Origin of the sequence: Pseudomonas sp. WMBT8 (assembly GCF_050916005.1) — a bacterium.
In the GTDB taxonomy this organism is placed as follows: Bacteria; Pseudomonadota; Gammaproteobacteria; order Pseudomonadales; family Pseudomonadaceae; genus Aquipseudomonas.
In genome coordinates this window covers 4028090-4048668 of sequence record NZ_CP188096.1, presented here as the reverse complement: position 1 = coordinate 4048668, position 20579 = coordinate 4028090, and the positions used below count along the sequence as shown (strand labels likewise).

21 protein-coding genes are annotated in these 20579 nt (G+C 63.1%); 8 read left to right on the top strand and 13 right to left on the bottom strand.

Annotated features, from left to right (window positions below):
* Positions 1-28: 28 nt before the first annotated feature.
* Positions 29-250, bottom strand: coding sequence for a YgdI/YgdR family lipoprotein (locus tag ACO77H_RS18165; protein WP_029298091.1), 222 nt, complete (start codon positions 248-250; stop codon positions 29-31).
* Positions 251-331: 81 nt separating this feature from the next.
* Positions 332-934 carry a molybdenum cofactor guanylyltransferase MobA gene (gene mobA, locus ACO77H_RS18160; protein WP_432754400.1) on the bottom strand — a complete coding sequence of 201 codons (603 nt, stop codon included), beginning with the start codon at positions 932-934 and terminating at the stop codon, positions 332-334.
* Between the two features lie 76 nt (positions 935-1010).
* On the opposite strand from mobA, the gene moaB reads away from it, so the two are divergent.
* The 3 genes from moaB (at position 1011) to yegS (ending at position 3750) form a co-directional block, all read left to right on the top strand.
* Positions 1011-1550, top strand: coding sequence for a molybdenum cofactor biosynthesis protein B (gene moaB, locus ACO77H_RS18155; protein WP_029298095.1), 540 nt, complete (start codon positions 1011-1013; stop codon positions 1548-1550).
* Positions 1534-2760, top strand: coding sequence for a molybdopterin molybdotransferase MoeA (locus ACO77H_RS18150; RefSeq protein ID WP_432754399.1), 1227 nt, complete (start codon positions 1534-1536; stop codon positions 2758-2760). The genes moaB and ACO77H_RS18150 overlap by 17 nt, the downstream gene beginning before the upstream one ends.
* Positions 2761-2847: 87 nt before the next feature.
* A complete protein-coding gene (yegS, locus tag ACO77H_RS18145) occupies positions 2848-3750 on the top strand; it encodes a lipid kinase YegS (RefSeq protein WP_169952589.1) in 903 nt (300 codons plus the stop codon).
* Here the strand turns inward: yegS and ACO77H_RS18140 are convergent.
* From ACO77H_RS18140 to ACO77H_RS18130, 3 genes are all read right to left on the bottom strand, one after another.
* Positions 3734-4393 carry a response regulator gene (locus tag ACO77H_RS18140; protein ID WP_169952586.1) on the bottom strand — a complete coding sequence of 220 codons (660 nt, stop codon included), beginning with the start codon at positions 4391-4393 and terminating at the stop codon, positions 3734-3736. The two genes, yegS and ACO77H_RS18140, sit on opposite strands and share 17 nt — an antisense overlap.
* A complete protein-coding gene (locus ACO77H_RS18135) occupies positions 4390-5283 on the bottom strand; it encodes a sensor histidine kinase (RefSeq protein ID WP_170042827.1) in 894 nt (297 codons plus the stop codon). The genes ACO77H_RS18140 and ACO77H_RS18135 overlap by 4 nt, the downstream gene beginning before the upstream one ends.
* 332 nt (positions 5284-5615) lie before the next feature.
* Positions 5616-6065 (bottom strand): hypothetical protein, encoded by a 450-nt coding sequence (locus tag ACO77H_RS18130; protein WP_169952581.1) that lies wholly within the window; start codon positions 6063-6065, stop codon positions 5616-5618.
* 551 nt (positions 6066-6616) lie between these two features.
* Between ACO77H_RS18130 and ACO77H_RS18125 the strand changes: the two genes are divergently transcribed.
* The gene (locus ACO77H_RS18125; protein ID WP_057960227.1) at positions 6617-7552 is read left to right on the top strand and encodes a chemotaxis protein CheV; all 936 of its coding nucleotides are present in this window, start codon (positions 6617-6619) and stop codon (positions 7550-7552) included.
* A 91-nt stretch (positions 7553-7643) separates the two neighbouring features.
* A complete protein-coding gene (locus tag ACO77H_RS18120) occupies positions 7644-8450 on the top strand; it encodes an MOSC domain-containing protein (protein ID WP_432754398.1) in 807 nt (268 codons plus the stop codon).
* Between the two features lie 62 nt (positions 8451-8512).
* On the opposite strand, the gene ACO77H_RS18115 is transcribed toward ACO77H_RS18120, so the two are convergent.
* From ACO77H_RS18115 to ACO77H_RS18080, 8 genes are all read right to left on the bottom strand, one after another.
* Entirely contained in the window at positions 8513-8797 is a 285-nt protein-coding gene (locus tag ACO77H_RS18115) for a pyrimidine/purine nucleoside phosphorylase (RefSeq protein WP_169952573.1), read from the bottom strand.
* Positions 8798-8845: 48 nt separating this feature from the next.
* Positions 8846-9388 (bottom strand): exonuclease domain-containing protein, encoded by a 543-nt coding sequence (locus tag ACO77H_RS18110; RefSeq protein ID WP_169952571.1) that lies wholly within the window; start codon positions 9386-9388, stop codon positions 8846-8848.
* Between the two features lie 70 nt (positions 9389-9458).
* Complete coding sequence (locus ACO77H_RS18105) at positions 9459-11393, bottom strand: acetyl/propionyl/methylcrotonyl-CoA carboxylase subunit alpha (RefSeq protein ID WP_432754397.1); 1935 nt, start codon at positions 11391-11393, stop codon at positions 9459-9461.
* Between the two features lie 147 nt (positions 11394-11540).
* On the bottom strand, positions 11541-12323 hold the full coding sequence (locus tag ACO77H_RS18100) for an enoyl-CoA hydratase/isomerase family protein (RefSeq protein ID WP_432754396.1): 783 nt from the start codon (positions 12321-12323) through the stop codon (positions 11541-11543).
* The gene (gene atuD, locus ACO77H_RS18095) at positions 12320-13477 is read right to left on the bottom strand and encodes a citronellyl-CoA dehydrogenase (protein ID WP_169952565.1); all 1158 of its coding nucleotides are present in this window, start codon (positions 13475-13477) and stop codon (positions 12320-12322) included. Before atuD ends, ACO77H_RS18100 begins: the two co-directional genes overlap by 4 nt.
* Positions 13478-13497: 20 nt before the next feature.
* On the bottom strand, positions 13498-15114 hold the full coding sequence (gene atuC, locus ACO77H_RS18090; protein WP_432754395.1) for a geranyl-CoA carboxylase subunit beta: 1617 nt from the start codon (positions 15112-15114) through the stop codon (positions 13498-13500).
* A 3-nt stretch (positions 15115-15117) separates the two neighbouring features.
* A complete protein-coding gene (locus ACO77H_RS18085) occupies positions 15118-15990 on the bottom strand; it encodes an SDR family oxidoreductase (protein ID WP_432754394.1) in 873 nt (290 codons plus the stop codon).
* Between the two features lie 12 nt (positions 15991-16002).
* Positions 16003-17781, bottom strand: coding sequence for an acyclic terpene utilization AtuA family protein (locus ACO77H_RS18080; protein ID WP_432754393.1), 1779 nt, complete (start codon positions 17779-17781; stop codon positions 16003-16005).
* 157 nt (positions 17782-17938) lie between these two features.
* On the opposite strand from ACO77H_RS18080, the gene ACO77H_RS18075 reads away from it, so the two are divergent.
* The 3 genes from ACO77H_RS18075 to ACO77H_RS18065 all read left to right on the top strand — a co-directional run bounded on the left by ACO77H_RS18075 (position 17939) and on the right by ACO77H_RS18065 (position 20552).
* Positions 17939-18562, top strand: a complete 624-nt coding sequence (locus ACO77H_RS18075) for a TetR/AcrR family transcriptional regulator (RefSeq protein WP_432754392.1) — start codon at positions 17939-17941, stop codon at positions 18560-18562.
* 97 nt (positions 18563-18659) lie between these two features.
* Positions 18660-19457, top strand: coding sequence for a substrate-binding periplasmic protein (locus tag ACO77H_RS18070; RefSeq protein ID WP_169952554.1), 798 nt, complete (start codon positions 18660-18662; stop codon positions 19455-19457).
* 81 nt (positions 19458-19538) lie between these two features.
* On the top strand, positions 19539-20552 hold the full coding sequence (locus ACO77H_RS18065; protein ID WP_432754391.1) for a GNAT family N-acetyltransferase: 1014 nt from the start codon (positions 19539-19541) through the stop codon (positions 20550-20552).
* Positions 20553-20579: the final 27 nt, after the last annotated feature.

The following is a 20579-nucleotide window of genomic DNA, read 5'->3' as shown; positions in this document are numbered from 1 at the left end:
CGGGCTTTGTTGTATCTGGCGTTAAGACTTACAGGTCTTTAACGGTGCGAACCTGATCCTTGTTGATGCGGGTACGCTTGCCATCCAGTTGTTCGAATTCGTAGAAGCCCGAATCCTGATCGAATTTAGGGGTGTCGACAGCCTGGATTTCGCGACCGTCATTCAGGGTGATCACTGTTGGCGAGGCGCAACCGGCGAGGGTGGCAAGGCCCAGTGCAAGCATGAGAGCGGCGATGGTCCGTTGAGTCATGAGTCTTCTCCGAGAGTAATGCTGTGTTGAGTTCTGACCTTGTGACGTGTGCAACGTCGGCAAAGTTCCTTGTTCTAGCACTCATTCTGACACGCCGGGGCGTGGGTGCAACAACTCTGGTGTATTGAGGTTGGCCAGGCGCGGATCGTTTTCGGCGCATTCGAGCGCCTTTGCCCCCAGTTTCAGCAGGATCTGGCGCGGGCTGCGCTCTGCAGCCTGCCAGGCGCGCTCCACATCACCGCGCAGGCGCGTCGGTATGACGCAGAGCAAAGGCTCCCAGAACTCGCCATGGCGGATCATCACCGGCACCTGTGGGTGTTGCCGTGCGGTGTCGAGCAGGTCTGCCAGCAACTGCCCATCGATGTGCGGCACATCACAGGGCAAGATCAATAGATGTTCATGGCGCGCGGCGGCCAGCCCGGCGCGGATACCGGCCAAGGGGCCCGGGAAGTCCGGACTGTCGTCGCTTACCAACTGGTCGGCATAGGCGGCGTACTGCACCTGGTTGCGGTTGCAGGAGATGATCAAGTCATCGGTCAACGGCCGCACCAACTGGTGCAGGTGAGCAATCAGCGGTTGCCCGTGCCAGTCGAGCAGGCCCTTGTCCTGGCCGCCCATGCGCTGGCCGCGACCGCCGGCCAGCAACAGGATCGAGCAGGGCAGGGGCGAAGAATTGAATGGCATGACGGCTCCGCGCAGGCAGTGAAATAGGGGCCTGTGATATAACATCGGGCTGTTTCTTAGACAACCGGACCGAGCCATGAAAGCCAAGGCTGATGCGCCTTTCGTACCTCTTAACATCGCTGTACTGACCGTCAGCGATACCCGCACCCTGGAAACCGATACCTCCGGGCAAGTCTTCGTTGACCGCCTGCTCGCGGCCGGCCACCGCCTGGCCGAGCGGGTACTGCTCAAAGATGACCTCTACAAAATCCGTGCGCAAGTGGCGCACTGGATCGCCGAGGACGTGGTGCAAGTGGTGTTGATCACCGGCGGTACCGGCTTTACCGGCCGCGACAGCACCCCGGAAGCTGTCAGTTGCCTGCTGGACAAGCAGGTGGATGGGTTTGGCGAGCTGTTCCGGCAGATCTCGGTGGCTGATATCGGCACCTCCACCGTGCAGTCCCGCGCCCTGGCCGGCCTGGCCAATGGCACCCTGGTGTGCTGCCTGCCGGGCTCCACCAACGCGGTGCGTACCGGTTGGGACGGGATTCTCGCCGAACAACTGGATGCCCGCCATCGCCCGTGCAATTTTGTGCCGCACCTCAAGCTGGCCGAACCGTGTGAATCCCGTGGATAAGCCGGGCAAGACCGGCGCGTTGATGCCGGTAGAAGAAGCACTTGAGCGCTTGTTGAACATGGCCGAGGCCGCGCCAATCCGTGAGCAGCAATACCTGCCATTGGCTGAGTGCGACGGGCGCGTATTGGCTGAGGCGCTGGTCTCCACCCTTGACCTGCCGCCCTGGCCCAACAGTGCGATGGACGGCTACGCCTTGCGCACTGCCGATTGGACGGGTGAGCCGCTGCCGGTGAGCCAGCGTATTTTCGCCGGGCAAGCCCCGGAGCCCCTGGCGGCGGGGACCTGCGCGCGGATCTTCACCGGCGCCCCGGTCCCGCAAGGCGCCGACTGCGTAGAAATGCAGGAAAACGCCGAGGTGCAAGCCGACCAGCGCGTGGGCTTCACCCAGGCGCTGCACGTAGGGCAAAACATCCGGCCCAAGGGCCAGGAGACTACGGTCGGCGAAGAAGTCCTGACGGCGGGTACGCGGCTCGGCCCGATTGAACTGGGCCTGGCGGCCTCCCTGGGGCGCGACCGCCTGGCGGTGGTGCGGCGCGTGCGTGTGGCGGTGCTGTCGACGGGCGACGAATTGATCGAGCCCGGCCTGCCGCTGGGGCCGGGGCAGATCTACAACAGCAACCGGCGGGTGTTGTGCAGCTGGTTGCAACGCCTGGGTTGCGAGGTGATCGACGCGGGTATCCTGCCCGATGACCTGGAACTGACCCGTACCCGCCTCGGCGCACTGGGTTCGGTGGACCTGATTTTGTCCACCGGCGGGGTCTCGGTGGGAGAGGCGGATTTCCTCGGTATCGCACTGCGCGAGGAGGGCGAACTGGCCTTGTGGAAGCTGGCGATCAAGCCTGGCAAACCGCTGACTTTCGGCCACTTTCGCGGCGTGCCGGTGATCGGTCTGCCGGGGAACCCGGCGTCCACTCTGGTCACGTTCGCCCTGTTGGCACGGCCATACCTGTTGCGCCGCCAGGGGGTCGAGGTGGTGCAGCCCCTGCGTTTCGAGGTGCCGGTGGGGTTCGTCTGGGCCAAGCCGGGCAACCGTCGCGAATACCTGCGCGGGCGCCTTGAGCAAGGGCGGGCGGTGATCTACCAGAACCAGAGTTCCGGCGTATTGCGCAGTGCCGCCTGGGCCGAGGGTTTGGTGGAAGTACGCGAAGGCAGCACCTTGGCCATCGGTGACCGGGTGAACTTCATTCCCCTGAGTGAAGTATTGGGCTGAAGAATTAATTTACAGCCCAATGGCTTTTTTCTGACTGCAGAAGGTCAACATCCCTCAGGTCCCCTCCAACGATAGGAGCTTCACCCCATGAGCAAGCCCAAGGCACTGTTGATTCTGCACGGCAAGCAAGCCCTCAACGAAGACGTGCGGGCGGCAGTGCAAGGCAAGCGCGAGCAGGGGTGGGAGCTGGCGGTGCGTGTCACTTGGGAGGGCGGCGATGCCCAGCGCCTGGTAGGTGAAGCCCTGGATGCCGGCTACACCCGCCTGATCGCGGGTGGTGGTGACGGCACGTTGCGCGACGTGGCCGAGGCCATGGCACGCGCCAAGACTGACGCCAGCCTGGTGCTGATGCCCCTGGGCACCGCCAATGACTTCGCCCGGGCGGCCGGGGTGCCGCTGGAGCCGCGCCTGGCGCTGGAGCTGCTGGACGTGGCGCCGCAAGCCATCGACCTGGGGGAGGTGGGCGGGCAGGTTTTCCTCAATATGGCCACCGGCGGCTTTGGCAGCCAGGTCACCGCCAACACCTCCGAAGACCTGAAAAAGGTATTGGGTGGCGCGGCCTATCTGTTCACCGGCCTGTCGCGTTTCAGCGAGCTGCGGGCCGCCTATGGGGAACTGGTGGGCCCGGACTTCCATTGGCGCGGCGAGTTGCTGGCCCTGGGCATCGGCAACGGTCGCCAGGCCGGGGGCGGGCATGAGCTGTGCCCGGGCGCCCTGGCCGATGATGGCCTGCTGGATATCAGCATCCTGCCCGCGCCCCAGGAAGTGGTCGGCACCTTGCGCAGCCTGATGACCGACGGCTGGGGCCTGGACAACCTGTTCGTACGGGCACGCCTGCCGTGGGTGGAGATCAAGGTGGCCGAAGGGTTGGACATCAACCTCGATGGCGAGCCGCTCAAAGGCGATGACCTGCGTTTTTGCGCCTTGCCCAAGGCCTTGCAGGTGCACTTGCCGGTGGATTCGCCGTTGCTGGCTAATCGTCCAGGCTGATGATTTGTTCGCGCACGGCAAACAGCACCAGGCCGGCCACATCGAAAATCTGCAAGCGCTTCATGATCTGCGAGCGGTGGGCTTCCACGGTCTTGATGCTCAGGCCCAGGCCGTGGGCGATTTCCCGGGTGGACTTGCCGCGCACGATCAGGCGCAGGATTTCCAGCTGGCGTGCCGTCAGGTTGTGGCGCTGTGTAGGAGGTGCCGGGTGTGACTGGCTGTGGATCAAGGCCTGGTTGATCACCGTGTGGGCGATCGCCGGGCTCAGGTAGCGCTCGTTGTTGCGCAGTGCCAGCAGCGCGTGTTCCAGCTCATTGGCGGTGGTGTCCTTGAGCAGGTAGCCGTGGGCACCGGCCTCCAGGGCCCGCATGATCAATTGCGGGTCGGTGTGCATCGAAAGGATCAGCACCTTGCTCTTGGGGTAGGCGTGCTTGAGTTGCTGCAGCGCATCCAGGCCGCTGGTGTGCTTCATCGACAAATCCAGCAGGACGATATCGGGCTGCAAGGCGTCGAATTGTGCGAGCACTTGCGCGCCGTCGTTGGCTTCGCCAATCACCGCATAGCCGGGGATATCGAGGATCAGCGCGCGCACGCCGGCGCGGATCAGTGCGTGGTCATCTACCAGGAGTAAATTGCAGGTCACTCTAGAACCTTAGGGGGACTGGCCCGCTCGAGGGTGCGCGGCGCCCAGGGGAACAGCGCTTCGATCCGCGTGCCAAAGCCGGGTTGGCTATTGACCGTCAGCAGGCCGCCCAGTTGATCAATGCGCTCGGACATGCCCGCCATCCCGCTTTGCCCTGCAAGGCCTGGGTCGGTGGCGGGCGAGAAGCCCTGGCCGTCATCGCTGATAAACAGCGAGAGCCCCTGGGGCAAGCGTCGCAGGCGCACCAGCAGGTTGCGCGCCTGGGCGTGGCGCAGCATGTTGGTCACGGCCTCCTGGGTAATACGGAAGGCTGCCACGGCCATCTCTTCCGGAATCCCGGTCAGGCGTTGCTGGCATTCCAGGCTCCAGTGCACCGGGGTGTTTTCCAGGGTCTTGAGCAGGTGCGCGCGCAGGCTCGCTTCCAGGCCCAGGCTGGTGAGTTGCCGTGGGTTGAGAATGGCCGACACGTCGCGCACTTTGGCCAGGGTTTCGTTGAGGGTGTTGCACAGTACGCCGCACTGTTCCTGCAATTCTGTCGGGAGGCGGCGCTGCAGCCAATCGCTTTGCAGCTTGGCGGCGGTCAGCAATTGGCCGATATCGTCGTGCAATTCGCGGCTGAGGCGATGACGCTCGTTTTCCTGGACCTGCAACAGGCGGTCGGCCAACTCCTGGGGCTGGAACTTGATCGATTTACGCGAGCGCCATCGCTGCAGGCCCGCTGCGGCCAGGGCGGCGAGGTTGAGCAGCAGCAAAAATATCGGCAGCGGCGCTTCGTGGGCATACACCCACAGGCTGACCAGGGTCGCGCACAGGCACAGGCCAAGCGTGACCCAACGGGTAGTGCCCGGGGAGACGAACCTGGCGATAAGTGACTTGGGGCTGGCGTACATAGCAGATGGAGCCGATGGAGGTTCGCTGCGGGTAGACCGGTCATGACCGCTGGCCGGGCTCTGTTTGGAAAGCGAGTGAGTTGGGTGTTGGTTCGAGGGGCTTCTCGGATTTTCTTACATCTGGGGCAGCCACGTCGAGCGCGGTAATAGTACCACCAACAATTACCGTTGGTCGCCTGTGCAGTACTTAGTTCAGCGAGCCCAAGTTGTACTATTAAACGAGACTTGCATCGTTATTACCAATACAGGCTTATTGATAGTTGGCTGGCTAAATACCTTCCGCAGACTTAGTTGGTCGCCCGCTGGCGGCCTGGCTTAATCGCACGAAAGGTTTAGGAGGCGCAGTGCAAGGATTGGCGAAAGTGCGTGCCAGCGTCCTTCTGGGGAATCTGCTGGGCAACGGTTTCAATCAAGATGGTTTGCTCGGCGTCATCCAGGCTGAGTTTACCGGTCTTGATATCGATCAATTCCAACTGCCAGGCCAGTAGCGTCAGGCAGTCATGCAGGGCGGCAAGTGCCGCGTCGTGGAGTTGCATCGGGCTTTGGGCGTTGCTGATCAGGTCCTGGATGTGCCGGGAAAAATTGCCAATGGCTGGCAGCGCCATGGCATCGGCTTTTTCGGCAAGTTTGACCAAGCTGCTTTTCATGCAATCGATGGCGTCGTTATCGTTGCGGATCAAATGCAGGTGGCTCAGGCATTCCTCTGACTTGGCCAGCAGCATTTCTGCCTCCAGGAGGAACTCGGGAAGTGCGTCTTGCCACTCTTTACCGTCGTTCATCATGAAAGTCTCCACAACATACGGTCAGATAATGAGATGTAGCACCGTAGCAACGGCTTCAAACTAGCGCCGAAATATGACCGGAATCTGTAGTTCGTTTCTGAATTTTGAGTAGTACTTTTATTTGAGTGATCAGCGTCGCGATGGCTGGCGCTGCGTGCAGTGGAAACAACCAGGGGTGTTCGCATGACTTCGATTGCCCAGGCGATAACGCCTGGAAGGCCCTTGGGCCGCGGGCTTGCGATAGCAAACAAAAGCCTGACTCCATTCATGCAATGAGAATGGCGTCACATTAATGGCTATTGGATATTGCGAATATCAGGTTGGACCTGATTGCGACTAGGGGAATCCCCTATATGACGGAACCTTGTGACCGTTTGAGGGTCTGGCGGCGCCGCTTGACTCCCGGATGGGAGGTGATGCCAGTAAAGCATGATGTCAGTGTGACATCAATGCATTTACGTGGCATTTTACCCAGGGTCAAGGTCTGGCGCCGTCTGCCGATAACCTTCTCCAGTAGGCAGCAAATCTTTCAGCACACCCAGGAGTCTTCAATGGCTGGCATTCTCGACACGGTAGATCAACGCACGCAATTGGTGGGTGAGAATCGCCTGGAGATCCTCATGTTTCGCCTGGCCGGGCGTCAGTTGTTCGCGATCAACGTGTTCAAGGTGCAGGAAGTCCTGCAGTTGCCCAAGCTGACCCTGATGCCACAGCGCCACCCGTTTGTCTGCGGCGTGGTCAACCTGCGCGGCCAGACCCTGCCGGTGATCGACCTGTCCCAGGCCATCGGCATGCGTCCGCTGGTGCCGGGGCCCAACAGCACCATTATCGTTACCGAATACAACCGCTCGGTGCAGGCCTTCCTGGTGGGCGGCGTCGACCGCATCGTCAACATGACCTGGGAGTCGATCCTGCCTCCGCCGGCCAGCGCCGGTCGCCAGCACTACCTCACGGCCATCAGCAAGGTGGATGAGCAGTTGGTAGAAATCATCGACGTGGAAAAAGTCCTCGCCGAGATCGTGCCCTACAACGCCAAGGTCTCCCGGGAAAAACTCGAGGACCCGGTCCTCGAACGTGCCCGTGGCCGCGAAGTGTTGCTGGTGGATGACTCCAACGTGGCCCTGTCGCAACTGCGTGACACCCTGGGTCAACTGGGGGTGAAGATGCATATCGCCAGTGATGGCCTCAAGGCCTTGAACATGCTCAAGGCGTGGGCGGACAGCGGCCAGGTAATGACCGACAAGTTGCTGATGATCTTCACCGACGCCGAAATGCCCGAGATGGACGGCTACCGCCTGACCACCGAGATCCGCAACGACCCGCGCCTGCGTGGCCTCTATGTGGTGTTGCATACCTCGTTGTCCGGCAGCTTCAACGATTCGATGGTGAAGAAGGTCGGTTGCGACAACTTCCTCTCCAAATTCCAGCCCGACAAGTTGGTGGATGTGGTGCGCCAGCGCCTGATGCTGGACGAAGTCCCAGCCTGATACCTTCTGGCCACGTTGCCGACCGGGGAAGTTTTGATTCTGGCAGCGTGCTCGTATAGGGTGACGTTTTTGTTCACAGGAACCCAGGCTCATGCTTCGTCTCAGCGCGTTGTATCGGTACCCCTTGAAGTCGGGCAAGGCAGAGACCTTGGCGCATATCGGCCTGGATAAACTGGGGCTGGACGGGGATCGACGCTGGATGTTGGTGGACGAGGCCAGCGGGCGCTTCCTGACCCAGCGCGCAGTAGCGCAGATGAGTCAGTTGTCGGCCCTCTGGAACGGCGCTGGAGGCCTGACCTTGAGTGCTGCTGGCCAGCCCACGCTGGACGTGGCATTGCCCGGCGCTGACGCCGAGTTGCGCGGTGTGACCATCTGGCGCGACACCCTGCGGGTTCCCGATGCCGGCGATGAAGCCGCGCGTTGGGTCAGCGACTTTGTCGGCAAACCGACCCGCCTGGTGCAGGTGCCCCTGGAGCGCGCGCGCACCACGGCGGCCGGCTATGGCAAGGATGATGACCAGGTGGCATTCGCCGACGGTTTCCCGCTATTGCTGATCGGCCAGGCGTCCCTCGACGACTTGTCGCAGCGCATCGGCCGGCCCATGGAAATGCTGCGCTTTCGCCCCAACCTGGTGATCGAAGGCAGTGAGGCCTTTGCCGAGGACGGCTGGAAGCGCCTGCGCATCGGGGAGGTAGAGTTCCGGGTGGTCAAGTCCTGCTCGCGGTGCATCCTCACCACCATCGACCCGGCAACGGGTGAGCGCAGCGCCGACCGCCAGCCGCTGGCGACCCTGGAAACCTACCGCAAGGAGCCCGATGGCGTGATGTTCGGCCAGAACCTGGTCAATGACGGGGTGGGCCACCTGGAAGTCGGTATGCCGGTGACGATCCTCGAGTAACCCAGTCCCCATGAAAAATGCCCGTCTCAGCGAGACGGGCATTTTTTGTGCGCGGGAAAGGCTTAGCCGCGGTATTCGCACAGGTAGGCGGTGTCTACAGCCACCTTGAGCTGGAACTTGCTGTCGGCAGGCACATTGAACTGGCTGCCGGCGGCGAAGGTTTCCCAGCTGTCGCTGCCTGGCAGCTTGACGGTCAGCGCGCCCGAGACCACGTGCATGATTTCACGCTGGGCGGTGCCGAACTCGTATTCACCCGGGGCCATGACGCCGATGGTCGCCGGACCTTCAGGGGTGCCGAAGGCGATCGACTTGACGGTGCCGTCGAAGTACTCATTGACTTTGAACATGGGTGAATCCTCGAAAAAAGGGGCAAGAAAGGTCGGCCAGTATGCCTTCTACACGGGCAAAATCAACGGCAGCAAACGCGCCGTATTGCGCGCATCTTCCAGTGCCCGGTGTTGCTGGCCGTTGAACTGCATGCCCGCCAGTTGCAAGGCGCCATTGAGCCCCAATGGCTTGTCCAGGCGCCGGGCCTTGGCGAAGCGTTGCTTGAGGTTCACATGGGGCGTCTGGGCCAGCACGCTGGCCAGGCCATGGCGCTGCCACTCCAGTTCCAGTTGCTGGCGATCATAGTCGCCCCAACTGGCCCAGCTTTCCAGGCGCGGATGATGCTGGCCCAGCCAGCGCTCAAACAGTGGCCAGACCTCGGTCAAGGGCGCCGCGCTGTCGATATTGGCCTGGCTGATGTGCGTCAACTGGCGGCAGAAGGGTGTCAACAACGGCCGGCGCAAGGGCCGCACGAAGCGCTGGAAATGGTCCAGCTCGCGGCCCTGGCGGTTGACCAGGCTCACGCCGATCTCGATGATTTCCATCTCCGACACGGGCCAGCCGCCGTCATCCGTTGTGGCTTCAAGATCAATAATCAGCCAATCAGGCATCGCAGGTTCCCGTACTCATCCCTTTCTGATGGGGATAGAGCGTAGCCAAGCCTGGTAGTTCCGCCCAGGGCTACTCGATCTGCAGCAATACCTGGCGATTACGCACTTGATCGCCGGCGGTGACTGCAATGGCCTTGACCACCCCATCGATCCCTGCCTTGAGCGGGTGCTCCATTTTCATCGCTTCAAGCACCAGCAACAGTTGGCCCTTGCTCACCACATCCCCCTCCTGCACCTGCAGCAGGGTGATGGCACCGTCCATCGGCGCCTTGACCGTGCCGCTGCTGGCGGCCGCTTCCCGACTGGCCACGGTTTGCGTCTGGTTGCTCACGCACAGGCTGTGACCTGAGTACAACAGCCAGAGCTGGGAGCCTTGCAGGTGATAGGCAAGCCGCCGCCGGATGCCGTTGATGACCAGGCTGGCCCAACGCCCGTCGCTGCCCTTGATGTGGATATCGACAGCGCCGACTTGCACGTGATCGTCCGCCAATACCCGCACGCTGACCTCATGACGCTGCTCATCAACACCCAGGCGATAGGTCCAGGGCACGCTGGCATTGTTGCGCCAGCCCGCCAGGGCAGGGTGATGCGCTGCCGCGCTGTGCCGATAGAACAGTGCGGCGGCCACTGCCAGTTGTTCGTCGCTGATGGCGGGGCGGGCAATGGCGCTGAAGTGTTCGGCGATGAACCCGGTGCTGAAATCCACCGCGACAAACTGCGGATGCTCGAGCAAGTCCACCAGTAAGCGCTGATTGCTGGCGATCCCCAGCAGAACGCAGTCCTGCACCGCGCGCAGCAGCTTGCGCCGGGCCTCTTCGCGGGTGGCGCCGTGGGCGATGATCTTGCCCAGCATCGGGTCATAAAACGGGCTGATGCGCTGGGAGGCCAGCAAGCCATGATCGACCCGCACCCCGGCAGCCGGCTCCCAGCGCAGCACCTCGCCGGTTTGTGGCAGGAAACCCTGGGCCGGGTCCTCGGCGTACAGGCGCACCTCCATGGCGTGCCCGCTCAGCGTCACTTGCTCCTGGCGCAAGGGCAGGGGCTGGCCGGCGGCGATTTGCAGTTGCCAGTCCACCAGGTCCAGGCCGGTGATCAGTTCGGTGACCGGGTGTTCCACCTGCAGGCGGGTGTTCATCTCCAGGAAATAGAAGCGTCCGTCCCGGTCCAGCAGGAACTCCACGGTGCCGGCGCCGACATACTCCACGGCGCGCCCGGCCTTGAGCGCCGCTTCGCCCATGGCCTGGCGCAGCTCGCTGGTCATGACTGGGCAGGGCGCTTCTTCGATGACCTTCTGATGGCGGCGCTGCACCGAACAATCACGCTCGCCCAGGTAGATCAGGTTGCCGTGGGCGTCGCCGAACAGCTGGATTTCCACATGGCGCGGCGCGATCAGTGCCTGCTCCAGAATCAACTCGTCGCTGCCAAAGGCATTGAGGGCTTCGGAGCGTGCGGTGTGCAGTTGTTCGAGCAACTGCGCAGCCGTGTGCACCAGGCGCATGCCGCGTCCGCCGCCGCCGGCACTGGCCTTGATCATCAGTGGGTAACCGATGCGCTCGGCTTCGCTTTGCAGGGTGGCGTCGTCCTGCGCGCTGCCCTGGTAGCCAGCAATACACGGCACACCAGCGGCGAGCATGGCGATTTTCGACAGGCGCTTGCTGCCCATCAACTCGATGGCGTGGGCACTGGGCCCGATGAACACCAGGCCGGCGGCGAGGCAGGCCTTGGCGAACTCCGGGTTTTCCGAGAGAAAGCCATAGCCTGGGTGCACCGCGTCCGCGCCGGTGAGGCGTGCGGCCTCGAGGATGGCCGGGATGTTCAGGTACGACTGCTGCACCGGGGCTGGGCCGATGTTCACGGCTTCGTCGGCCATGTGTACGTGCAGGGCGTCGGCGTCGGCCTCGCTATAGACCGCCACGGTGCGGTAGCCCAGGGCTTGGGCGGTGCGCTGGATCCGGCAGGCGATTTCGCCGCGGTTGGCGATCAGTATTTTATTGAAACTGGGCATTTTCGGTCCCTGTTTGATTGGTTGCGCAGGTGCTGGCTTGTGGGGGAGCTGGCTGCCCGCGATTGCATCATCTCGGTATCCCTGACAGACCGAGGTGCCCGCATCGCAGGCAAGCCAGCTCCCACAGGGAATGTGGTGTTTTCAAGATCAACTCACCCACCTGGCCTTGCGCTTCTCAACAAACGCCCGCGTCCCCTCGATTCCTTCTTCCCCGGTCACCGCCTCAGCAAACCAATCGGCAGCCTGGTCCAGCAGCAGTTCCAACGGTTGATCCAGGCTCTGGAGCAACAGCGCCTTGGTCCGCGCATTGGCGCGCGGTGCACAACGCAATACCTGCCCCAACACCTCATCCAGGCGCTGCGCCAACCCTTGGGGGTCATGCTCGACAAAATGCACCAGCCCCAGGCGCTGCGCCTCGACCCCGTCAAACCGCGCCGCAGTCAGCGCCAGGCGCCGGGCCTGGGTCAGGCCGATGCGCCGCACCACAAACGGCGCAATCTGCGCCGGCAGCACGCCCAAACTGGTTTCCGGCAAGCCGAACTGCGCCTGGTGATCGGTGATGGCGATGTCACTGACACACGCCAGGCCAAACCCACCGCCCAGCACCGCGCCCTGCAACACCACAATCACCACCTGCGGCAGCGCTTCGACTTCCTGCAACAGCGCGCCAAACACCCGGTTCAGATCACGCAAGCCTTCACGGCTGCCCGCACCGCTCATGTCCTTGATATCGCCGCCTGCACAGAAGTGCCCGCCGGCACCACTGATCACCAATGCCCGCACCTGCTCGTCAGGCGCGACATCCGCCAGTACTGCGCGCAGTTCGCTGACCATCTGCACGCTCATGGCATTGCGGCTCTGCGGGCGGTTGAGGGTGATGTGCAGCACGCCGTTGTGCGGTTCCAGCACCAGGGTTTCACAGGCCTTCACGACTTTTTCCCCGGCAGCGTGCCCATCAGTTTGCAGATGATCCCCAGCATGATCTCGTCGGCGCCGCCACCAATCGACACCAGGCGCACATCGCGATAGGCGCGGGCCACCGGGTTGTCCCACATAAAGCCCATGCCGCCCCAGTATTGCAGGCAGCTGTCGCTGACTTCGCGGCCCAGGCGCCCGGCCTTGAGCTTGGCCATCGAGGCCAGCCGCGTCACGTCCTGGCCCTTGATGTATTGCTCGGTGGCCTGGTAGACCAGCGCGCGCAGGCATTCGATCTCGGTGGACAGCTCGGCCAGGCGAAAGTGGATCACCTGGTTGTCGATCAGGGCCTTGCCGAAGGTCTGGCGTTCCTTGCAGTAGGCGATGGTGCTGTCGACGCAGGCCTCCAGGCCCTTGATCATATTGGCCGCGCCAAACAGCCGTTCCTCCTGAAATTGCAGCATTTGCATCATGAACCCCGCGCCTTCATGGCCGATGCGGTTGCGCTGGGGCACGCGCACATCATCGAAAAACACCTGGGCGGTTTCCGAGCTGTGCATGCCGAGTTTTTCCAGGGGCGGGCTGACGCTGATCCCGGGGGTGTTCATCGGCACCATGATCAGCGACTTGTTGATATGGGGCTTGCCGTCCGAGGTATTGGCCAGCAGGCAGATAAAGTCGGCGCTGGGGGAGTTGGTGATCCACATCTTGCTGCCGTTGATCACGTAGTCGTCGCCGTCCTTGCGGGCGTGAGTTTTCAAGCCGGCCACGTCGGAGCCGGCACCGGTTTCGGAGACGCCGATGCAGCCCACTTGTTCGCCGCTGATGGCCGGGCGCAGGAACTCATCGCGCAGCTCATCGGAGCCAAAACGTGCGAGGGCCGGGGTGCACATATCGGTCTGCACGCCGATGGACATGGGGATACCGCCACAGCGGATGGTGCCGAACTCTTCGGCGGCGACAATCGAGTAGCTGTAGTCCAGGCCCATGCCGCCGAACTTCTCAGGCTTGGAAATGCCCAGCAGGCCGAGGTCGCCGGCCTTGCGGAAAATCTCGTGGATGGGAAAGCGCCCGGCTTTTTCCCAGTCGTCGACGTGGGGGTTGATCTCGCGTTCGACAAAACCCCGTACGGTACGGCGCAGCTCTTCGTGTTCCTGGGTGAAGATCATTTTTATTGTTCTCCTGATCGTTAAAAGCGCGCGGCGCCGAAGCTGTTGGGTTGCAATTGGCGCACCTGGGCTTGCTGGCAGATATCCAGCAGGTAGCCCAGCAGCGTGCGGGTGTCCCGCGGGTCAATCAGCCCGTCGTCCCACAGGTTGGCGCTGCCATACAGGGCCGTGGATTGGCTATCGAGTTTCTGCGCGGTGACCTGTTCGAGCATGTCGAGCACCTTGGGGTCGGGCACCAGGCCGTCTTTCAACTGCTTGGCCTCGGTGACAATGCGCAGCACCTTGCCGGCCTGGGCGCCGCCCATCACGGCGGTGCGGCTGTTGGGCCAGGCGAAGATAAAGCGTGGGTCCAGGCCACGGCCGCACATCGCATAGTTGCCGGCGCCGTAGGAACCGCCGACCACCACCGTGAGCTTGGGCACGCGGGCATTGGCCACCGCCTGGATCATCTTCGCGCCGTGCTTGATCACGCCTTGCTGTTCGGATTCGGTGCCCACCATAAAACCGGTGGTGTTGTGGAAAAACAGCAGCGGCGTCTGGCTCTGGTCGCACAGCTGGATAAATTGCGCGGCCTTGCTCGCGCCCTTGGGCGTGATCGGGCCGTTGTTGCCGATAAACCCGCAGGCCCGGCCCTGGATCTGCAAGTGACCGCAGACGGTGTGGGCATCGAACTCGCCCTTGAACTCCAGGAAGTTGGAGGCGTCGGCGATACGCGCGATGATTTCCCGTACGTCGTAGGGTTTTTTCGGGTCCTCGGGGATCAAGCCCAGCAGTTCCTCAATCGCATACAGCGGCTCGGCATAGGCCCGCGCCGGCTGGGGCGGCAGCCGGTCGTCCCAGGGCAGCAGGCTGACAATCTCGCGCACGATACGCACCCCATCGGCGTCGTTTTGTGCCAGGTATTCGGCGGTGCCGGCGGTTTGCGCATGCATCAGGGCGCCGCCCAGTTCCTCGTCGGTGGCCACTTCGCCGGTGGCGGCCTTGAGCAGCGGCGGGCCGGCCAGGAACAGCTTGGCCTTGCCGCGCACCACCACCACGTAATCCGAAAGCCCCGGCTGATAGGCCCCGCCGGCCGTAGCCGAGCCGTGCACCACGGTGATCTGCGGCAGGCCCATGGCCGACATCCGCGCCTGGTTGGCAAAGCTGCGCGCGCCTTCGACGAAAATCTCCGCTGCGTAATTCAGGTTGGCGCCGCCGCTTTCGGCCAGGGTCACCACCGGCAGTTTGTTCTCCATGGCGATCTGTTGCAGGCGCAGGGATTTCTTCAGGCCGCTGGGGGATATCGTCCCGCCCTTGATTGCGCTGTTATTGGCCACCACCAGCAGGCGCACGCCGCTGACATAACCGATACCGGCAATCAGCCCACCACCGGCGGCGCTGCCGTCCTTGTCGTCGTGCAGCTTATAGCCGGCCAGGCTCGCCAGTTCGAGGAAGGGCGCGCCGGGGTCGAGCAACAGGTTGAGGCGCTCACGGGGCAGCAGTTGACCGCGCTTGTCGAACTTGCCCTTGGCCTCGGCGGCCTTGTCCAACAGGTTCTGTTCCAGTTGGCGCAGGTGGTTGATGGCGCTGAGCATGGCCTCGCGGTTCTGGGCGAACTGCGGGCTGTGGGTGTCGAGTTGGGAGTCGATGACCGGCATGGTTTATTGGCCCTCCTTGAGCACATCCGGCAGGTAGGCGCGGTGAAAACCATTGAACGACGGGCTCGGCGGCTGGGCCTTGTGCAGCGGCCAGGCGCGGCTGCCGAGGCTGGCCGCACCGTCGATGCGCAGCGTGCTGCCGCTGACGAACGCTGCGGCGGGGCTGAGCAAAAACACAATCGCCGCGCTGACTTCCGATTCGGTGCCAATGCGCTTGAGTGGCACATGTTCGCGCAGGGTCGGGATCACTGCCTTGAATGCGCCTTCGTAGGTGTCCATGCCGCTGGAGGCGATCCAGCCCGGCGCCACTGCGTTGACCCGCACCCCGGCGTAACCCCACTCGAACGCGGCGGTCTTGGTGAAGTTGTCCATCCCCGCGCGCGCCGCGCCCGAGTGGCCCATACCGGGCATGCCGCCCCACATGTCGGCGAGCATGTTGACGATGGCACCGCCGTGTTTGCTCATCGACTGATTGAACACTTCCCGCGCCATCAGGAAACCGCCCACCAGATTGGTGCGCAACACGGTTTCAAAACCTTTTTGATTGATCGACGCCAGGGGCGAGGGGTATTGGCCGCCCGCATTGTTCACCAGGCCGTGGATCGGCCCGTGCGCTTCGATGACCTGGCTGACCAGTGCCTTCACTGCCTCTTCATCGCGAATATCACAGGCCTGCCAACTGGCGCGGCCACCGTCCTCGCTGATTTCCTGGGTGACCTGTTGCAGTTTTTCCGGCTTGCGCCCCACCAGCACCATATGGGCGCCGAGTGCCGCCAGCTCATGGGCGGTGCAACGGCCAATCCCGCTGCCGCCGCCGGTGACGATAATGGTTTGCCCCTGGAACAGGTCGGCTTTGAAGATCGAGTCGAAGGCCACGGCAGGAGTTCCTTAGGTGAGTTGATCGGCGAGGTGACGGGGCACGGCAATCGGGATTTCCAGCAGTTGCTGGGCAAAGGCCTTGCCTTGCGGGTCGATGCGCAGGCTGGCGATACCGCCGCCGCCCAGGGCGTTTTCCAGGAGGAAGTTGAGGCTGTGGCTGCCGGGCAGGTACCAGCGCTCGACGCGCCCGTGCAGCGGGTCGAGCACATGGCTCATCCAGTCGACGATCACCTCCGGGGTCAATGCTTCGGCGATCCACGGCAGGTATTCGGGCCGCCGCGCAATCACGCCAATATTGCTGTGATTGCCCTTGTCACCGGAGCGCGCCACGGCCAGTTTGACCAGGGGCACGCTGGCATCGGCGCGGCCTTCGGGCTTGGGCGGGTCGAGGGGCGCGCGGGGCGTACCCAGGGCCGCGCTGGCAGGCAGTTCGCAGGGGTGGGACTGGCCCTGGAAGTCGACGCTCAGACGGCACGCGCTCTTGTCGATCAGGAATGAAAACAGGCGGATCAGTGGGTACACCGTGGGCCTGCCGCCGACAATGCCGGTCAGGCCCGGCGCCATGCCGGTGGCTGCCTGGGCGATTTCCCGGGCGAACAGCACCAGCGCCTGTTTGCTGGGGTGGCGCACCGCCAGCTTGAGCACCACTTCGCGGCAGTCCTGGCGCCGGGCGTGGGCGCCGTAGGTGGCTTCGCTGCCGAGCAATTCAATGTTGACCTCGCTGTAGGGCGCCCAGCCGCGTTGGCTGAACAGCTGCGAGGTCTTGTTGATGATCGCCTGGCTGACCCGCTCGGCCTTGGCCACCGCATCGATGCCGGCCAGCAGGCAACTGGCGGTGCAGCGAAAACCGTCGGGGTAGGTGGCGCTGACTTTGTACTGGTCGGTGGGTGCCAGGCCCTTGGCGCCGCGCAGGCGCACGCGGTTTTCGCCTTGTTGTTCCAGGGTGACCTGGCTGAAGTCGCAGATCACATCCGGCAGCAGATAGGCGCGCGGGTCGCCGATTTCATACAGCAGTTGTTCGGCGACGCTCAGTTGGCTGATCAGGCCGCCTGTGCCCGGCACTTTGCTGACGGTGAACTGGCCGTCGGCGCTGACTTCGACAATCGGGAAACCGATGTGCTCGTAGTCCGGCACCTGGCGCCAATCGGTGAAGTTGCCGCCGGTGCACTGCGCGCCACATTCAATGATATGCCCGGCCAGCGCGGCCTGGGCCAGGTGGTCGTAGTCCTGCCACGCCCAGTTGAATTCATGCACCAGGGCCGCGCTGACCACCGCGCTGTCCACCACGCGCCCGGTGATGACGACATCGGCGCCCAGTTGCAGGGCCTGGACGATGCCCGGCGCGCCAAGGTAGGCGTTGGTCGACACGCACATCGCCGGCAACGGCGCGCCGCTGAACATATCCTCGATGCCCTGCAGTTGCTTGAACTGCGGTTGCAGGTCGTCGCCCAGCACCACGGCGATTTTCAGCGGCACCCGGGCCTGGTCGCAGGCGGCCTGCAAGGCGGCGGCGCAGGCCTGGGGGTGGATGCCACCGGCGTTGCTGATCACCCGGATGCCCTGGCGCTGGATATCGCCGAGCAAGGGCGCCAGCACTTCGATGAAATCCGTGGCGTAGCCGGCCTGGGGGTCTTTGATCCGCGCCCCGGCGAGGATCGACATCGTCACTTCCGCCAGGTAGTCGAACACCAGGTAGTCCAGCGCGCCGCCTTGCACCAACTGCGCGGCGGCGGTACTGGTGTCGCCCCAGAATGCACTGGCGCAGCCGATACGAACGGTCTTGTCCATGGGAAGTCCTTCTCTGGAAAATCGCTGGGTCGAGACTACCAAGCAAGCGCTTGGTTTGTAAACTGGGAGCACAACTTCTGCCCAAGCGCTTGCTTGGGTGGCTGTCACGGCCTAAATTGCCGGCCATGACGCAATCAAAGTAGTTGAGGAGAGCAGCATGGACGAGCAAAAAGCCCTGGAGGTAATGCGCAGCATGGTGGACGGCGGGCAACTGACCGACCCCGACAGCGCCCGGGGCAAGCTGCTGCAGACCGCGGCTCACCTGTTTCGCAACAAGGGTTTTGAACGCACCACCGTGCGTGACCTGGCCAGTGCGGTGGGGATCCAGTCCGGCAGCATCTTTCACCACTTCAAGAGCAAGGACGAAATCCTGCGGGCGGTGATGGAGGAAACCATCCACTACAACACCGCGATGATGCGCGCCTCCCTGGCCCAAGCGAGCAATGTGCGCGAGCGGGTGCTGGCGCTGATTCGCTGCGAGTTGCAGTCGATCATGGGGGGCAGCGGCGAAGCCATGGCGGTGCTGGTGTACGAATGGCGTTCGCTGTCGGCAGAAGGGCAGGCCCAGGTGCTGGCGTTGCGCGATGTCTACGAAGACATCTGGCTGCAAGTGCTGGGCGAGGCCAAGCAGGCGGGTTATATCAAGGGCGACGTGTTTATCACCCGGCGTTTCCTGACCGGGGCGTTGTCCTGGACCACGACCTGGTTCCGCGCCCAGGGCAGCATGACCCTCGAACAATTGGCCGACGAGGCGTTGCTGCTGGTGCTCCAGGCCGATTAAGCGGGGAGCGCAGGTCATTAATTGTCGGGTAGAAAGTTGTCTCTACAGGCAAAAACGCCTAGCTTAGCGAGATTCAGATTTGAACGGTGCGTGCCTGATGTTTTCGCCATGGCGGCTGGCTGCAGGACTTACAGTGTTGGCGATGGGCACCTTGTGGCAGACGCAGGTTTGGGCGGCCCAATTGGTACGGATCGGTGCCGCGCATTTTCCGCCGTATACCGTGCGCCCGGAGCAGGGTGCCGACACCGGGTTGCTGCCGCAACTGCTGGAGGCACTGAACCGTGCGCAGAGTGACTACCAGTTTGTACTGGTACCCACTTCCATCCCCCGGCGCTTTCGTGATTTCGAGCAGGGTCGGGTCGACATGGCCATCTTCGAGAACCCGCAGTGGGGATGGCAGGATATTGCCCATACCAGCGTTGACATGGGCCTGGAGGACGCCGAGATTTTCGTCGCCCAGCGCCAGTCCGGTCGTGACCAGGCGTATTTCGCCGACCTCAGGGGCAAGCGCCTGGCGGTGTTCAGCGGTTATCACTACGCCTTTGCCAACTTCAACCCCGACCCCAAGGCCATGGCCGCGCAGTTCAACGCCACGTTGACCTATTCCCATGACAGCAACTTGCTGATGGTCACCCGTGGCCGCGCGGATATCGCCCTAGTGACGCGCTCCTACCTCAGCGACTTCATGGTGCGCAATGTCGACACCGCCGGGCAGTTCCTGGTGTCGGAGCGCATTGATCAGGTCTACCACCACTATGCATTGCTGCGGCCCAAGGCGGCGATCAGCGGCCCGGCGTTTGCCGCGTTGCTCAAGGGCCTGCGCGACAGCGGCGAACTGGTGAAGATCTTCGAACCGTACCGCATCGATGTGCTGCCGGTGGCTGACGCGCCCTGATCGCGACACCTGCGCCTTAAATTTTTGCGGCTGGTTCACGTCACTTCGTCTAACTGTCGACGATTACCGTGAGCCCCTTCCATGCCCAATCCCCAAGATTTGTCAGCCCTGCCACTGCCGGCAGGGCCCGCCCTGAATGCAGATGAAAGCGATAGCCGCCTGACCCTGACCCTTGCAGGCCAGCCCCTGGTGCGCCTGCGCCTGGAGCGCGGCGACGCGTTGCACCTGCATTTGCAAAACCCCGCTGAGGTGCCGTCGGTACAGGCCGTGTGGGCCGCGTGTTACTGGCTGTTTGCACGGGAGCCTGGGCGCCAGCAACTCTTCTGGCACCTCGAACACGCCCCGGATGAGGCCCTGCGCAGCGGCCTGCTGCTGGCCACGGACGTGGCGGGGCAGTTGCGTTGCGAGCGCACGCTGTTCTGGCAATTGCCACAGCCCTGGCTGGGCCAGCCGTCGAGCGGTGCCTATCCACAGCAGATGATCTTCAGCACGGGCAAGCGCCACCCGCTGCGTGCGCCCAAGCCGCAGGGTGAAGTCTACCGACGTTTTGACGCACGCCTGGGCGCGTGGATCTCACTGCGCACGCTGGAGATCGATGTGGACCTGGCTCGCTTCAATCGCTGGCAGAACAGCGCGCGGGTCGCCAACTTCTGGCAGGAAAGCGGCAGCCTGGAGCAACACCGTGACTATCTGCACAAGCTTGCCGCCGACCCGCATACCCTGACCCTGATCGGCTGTTTCGACGATGAGCCCTTTGCCTATTTCGAGGCGTATTGGGCCAAGGAAGATCGCATCGCGCCGTTCTATGACGTAGACGACTACGACCGCGGTATCCACATGCTGGTGGGTGAGGAGCATCATCGCGGGCCGCACAAGGTTGCCAGTTGGCTGTCGGCGCTGGTGCACTACCTGTTTCTCGACGACCCGCGCACCCAGCGCGTGGTAGCCGAGCCCAGGGCCGACAATGGGAAGATGATCGGGCATATGCAGAACCAGTGCTTCCACTGCGAGAAGGAATTCGATTTCCCCCACAAGCGCGCGGCGCTGATGATTCTGGGGCGGGAGCGGTTTTTTGAGCGGTGTGGGTTGGCCTGAGATCTTCGGGGCAATGAAGATCAAATG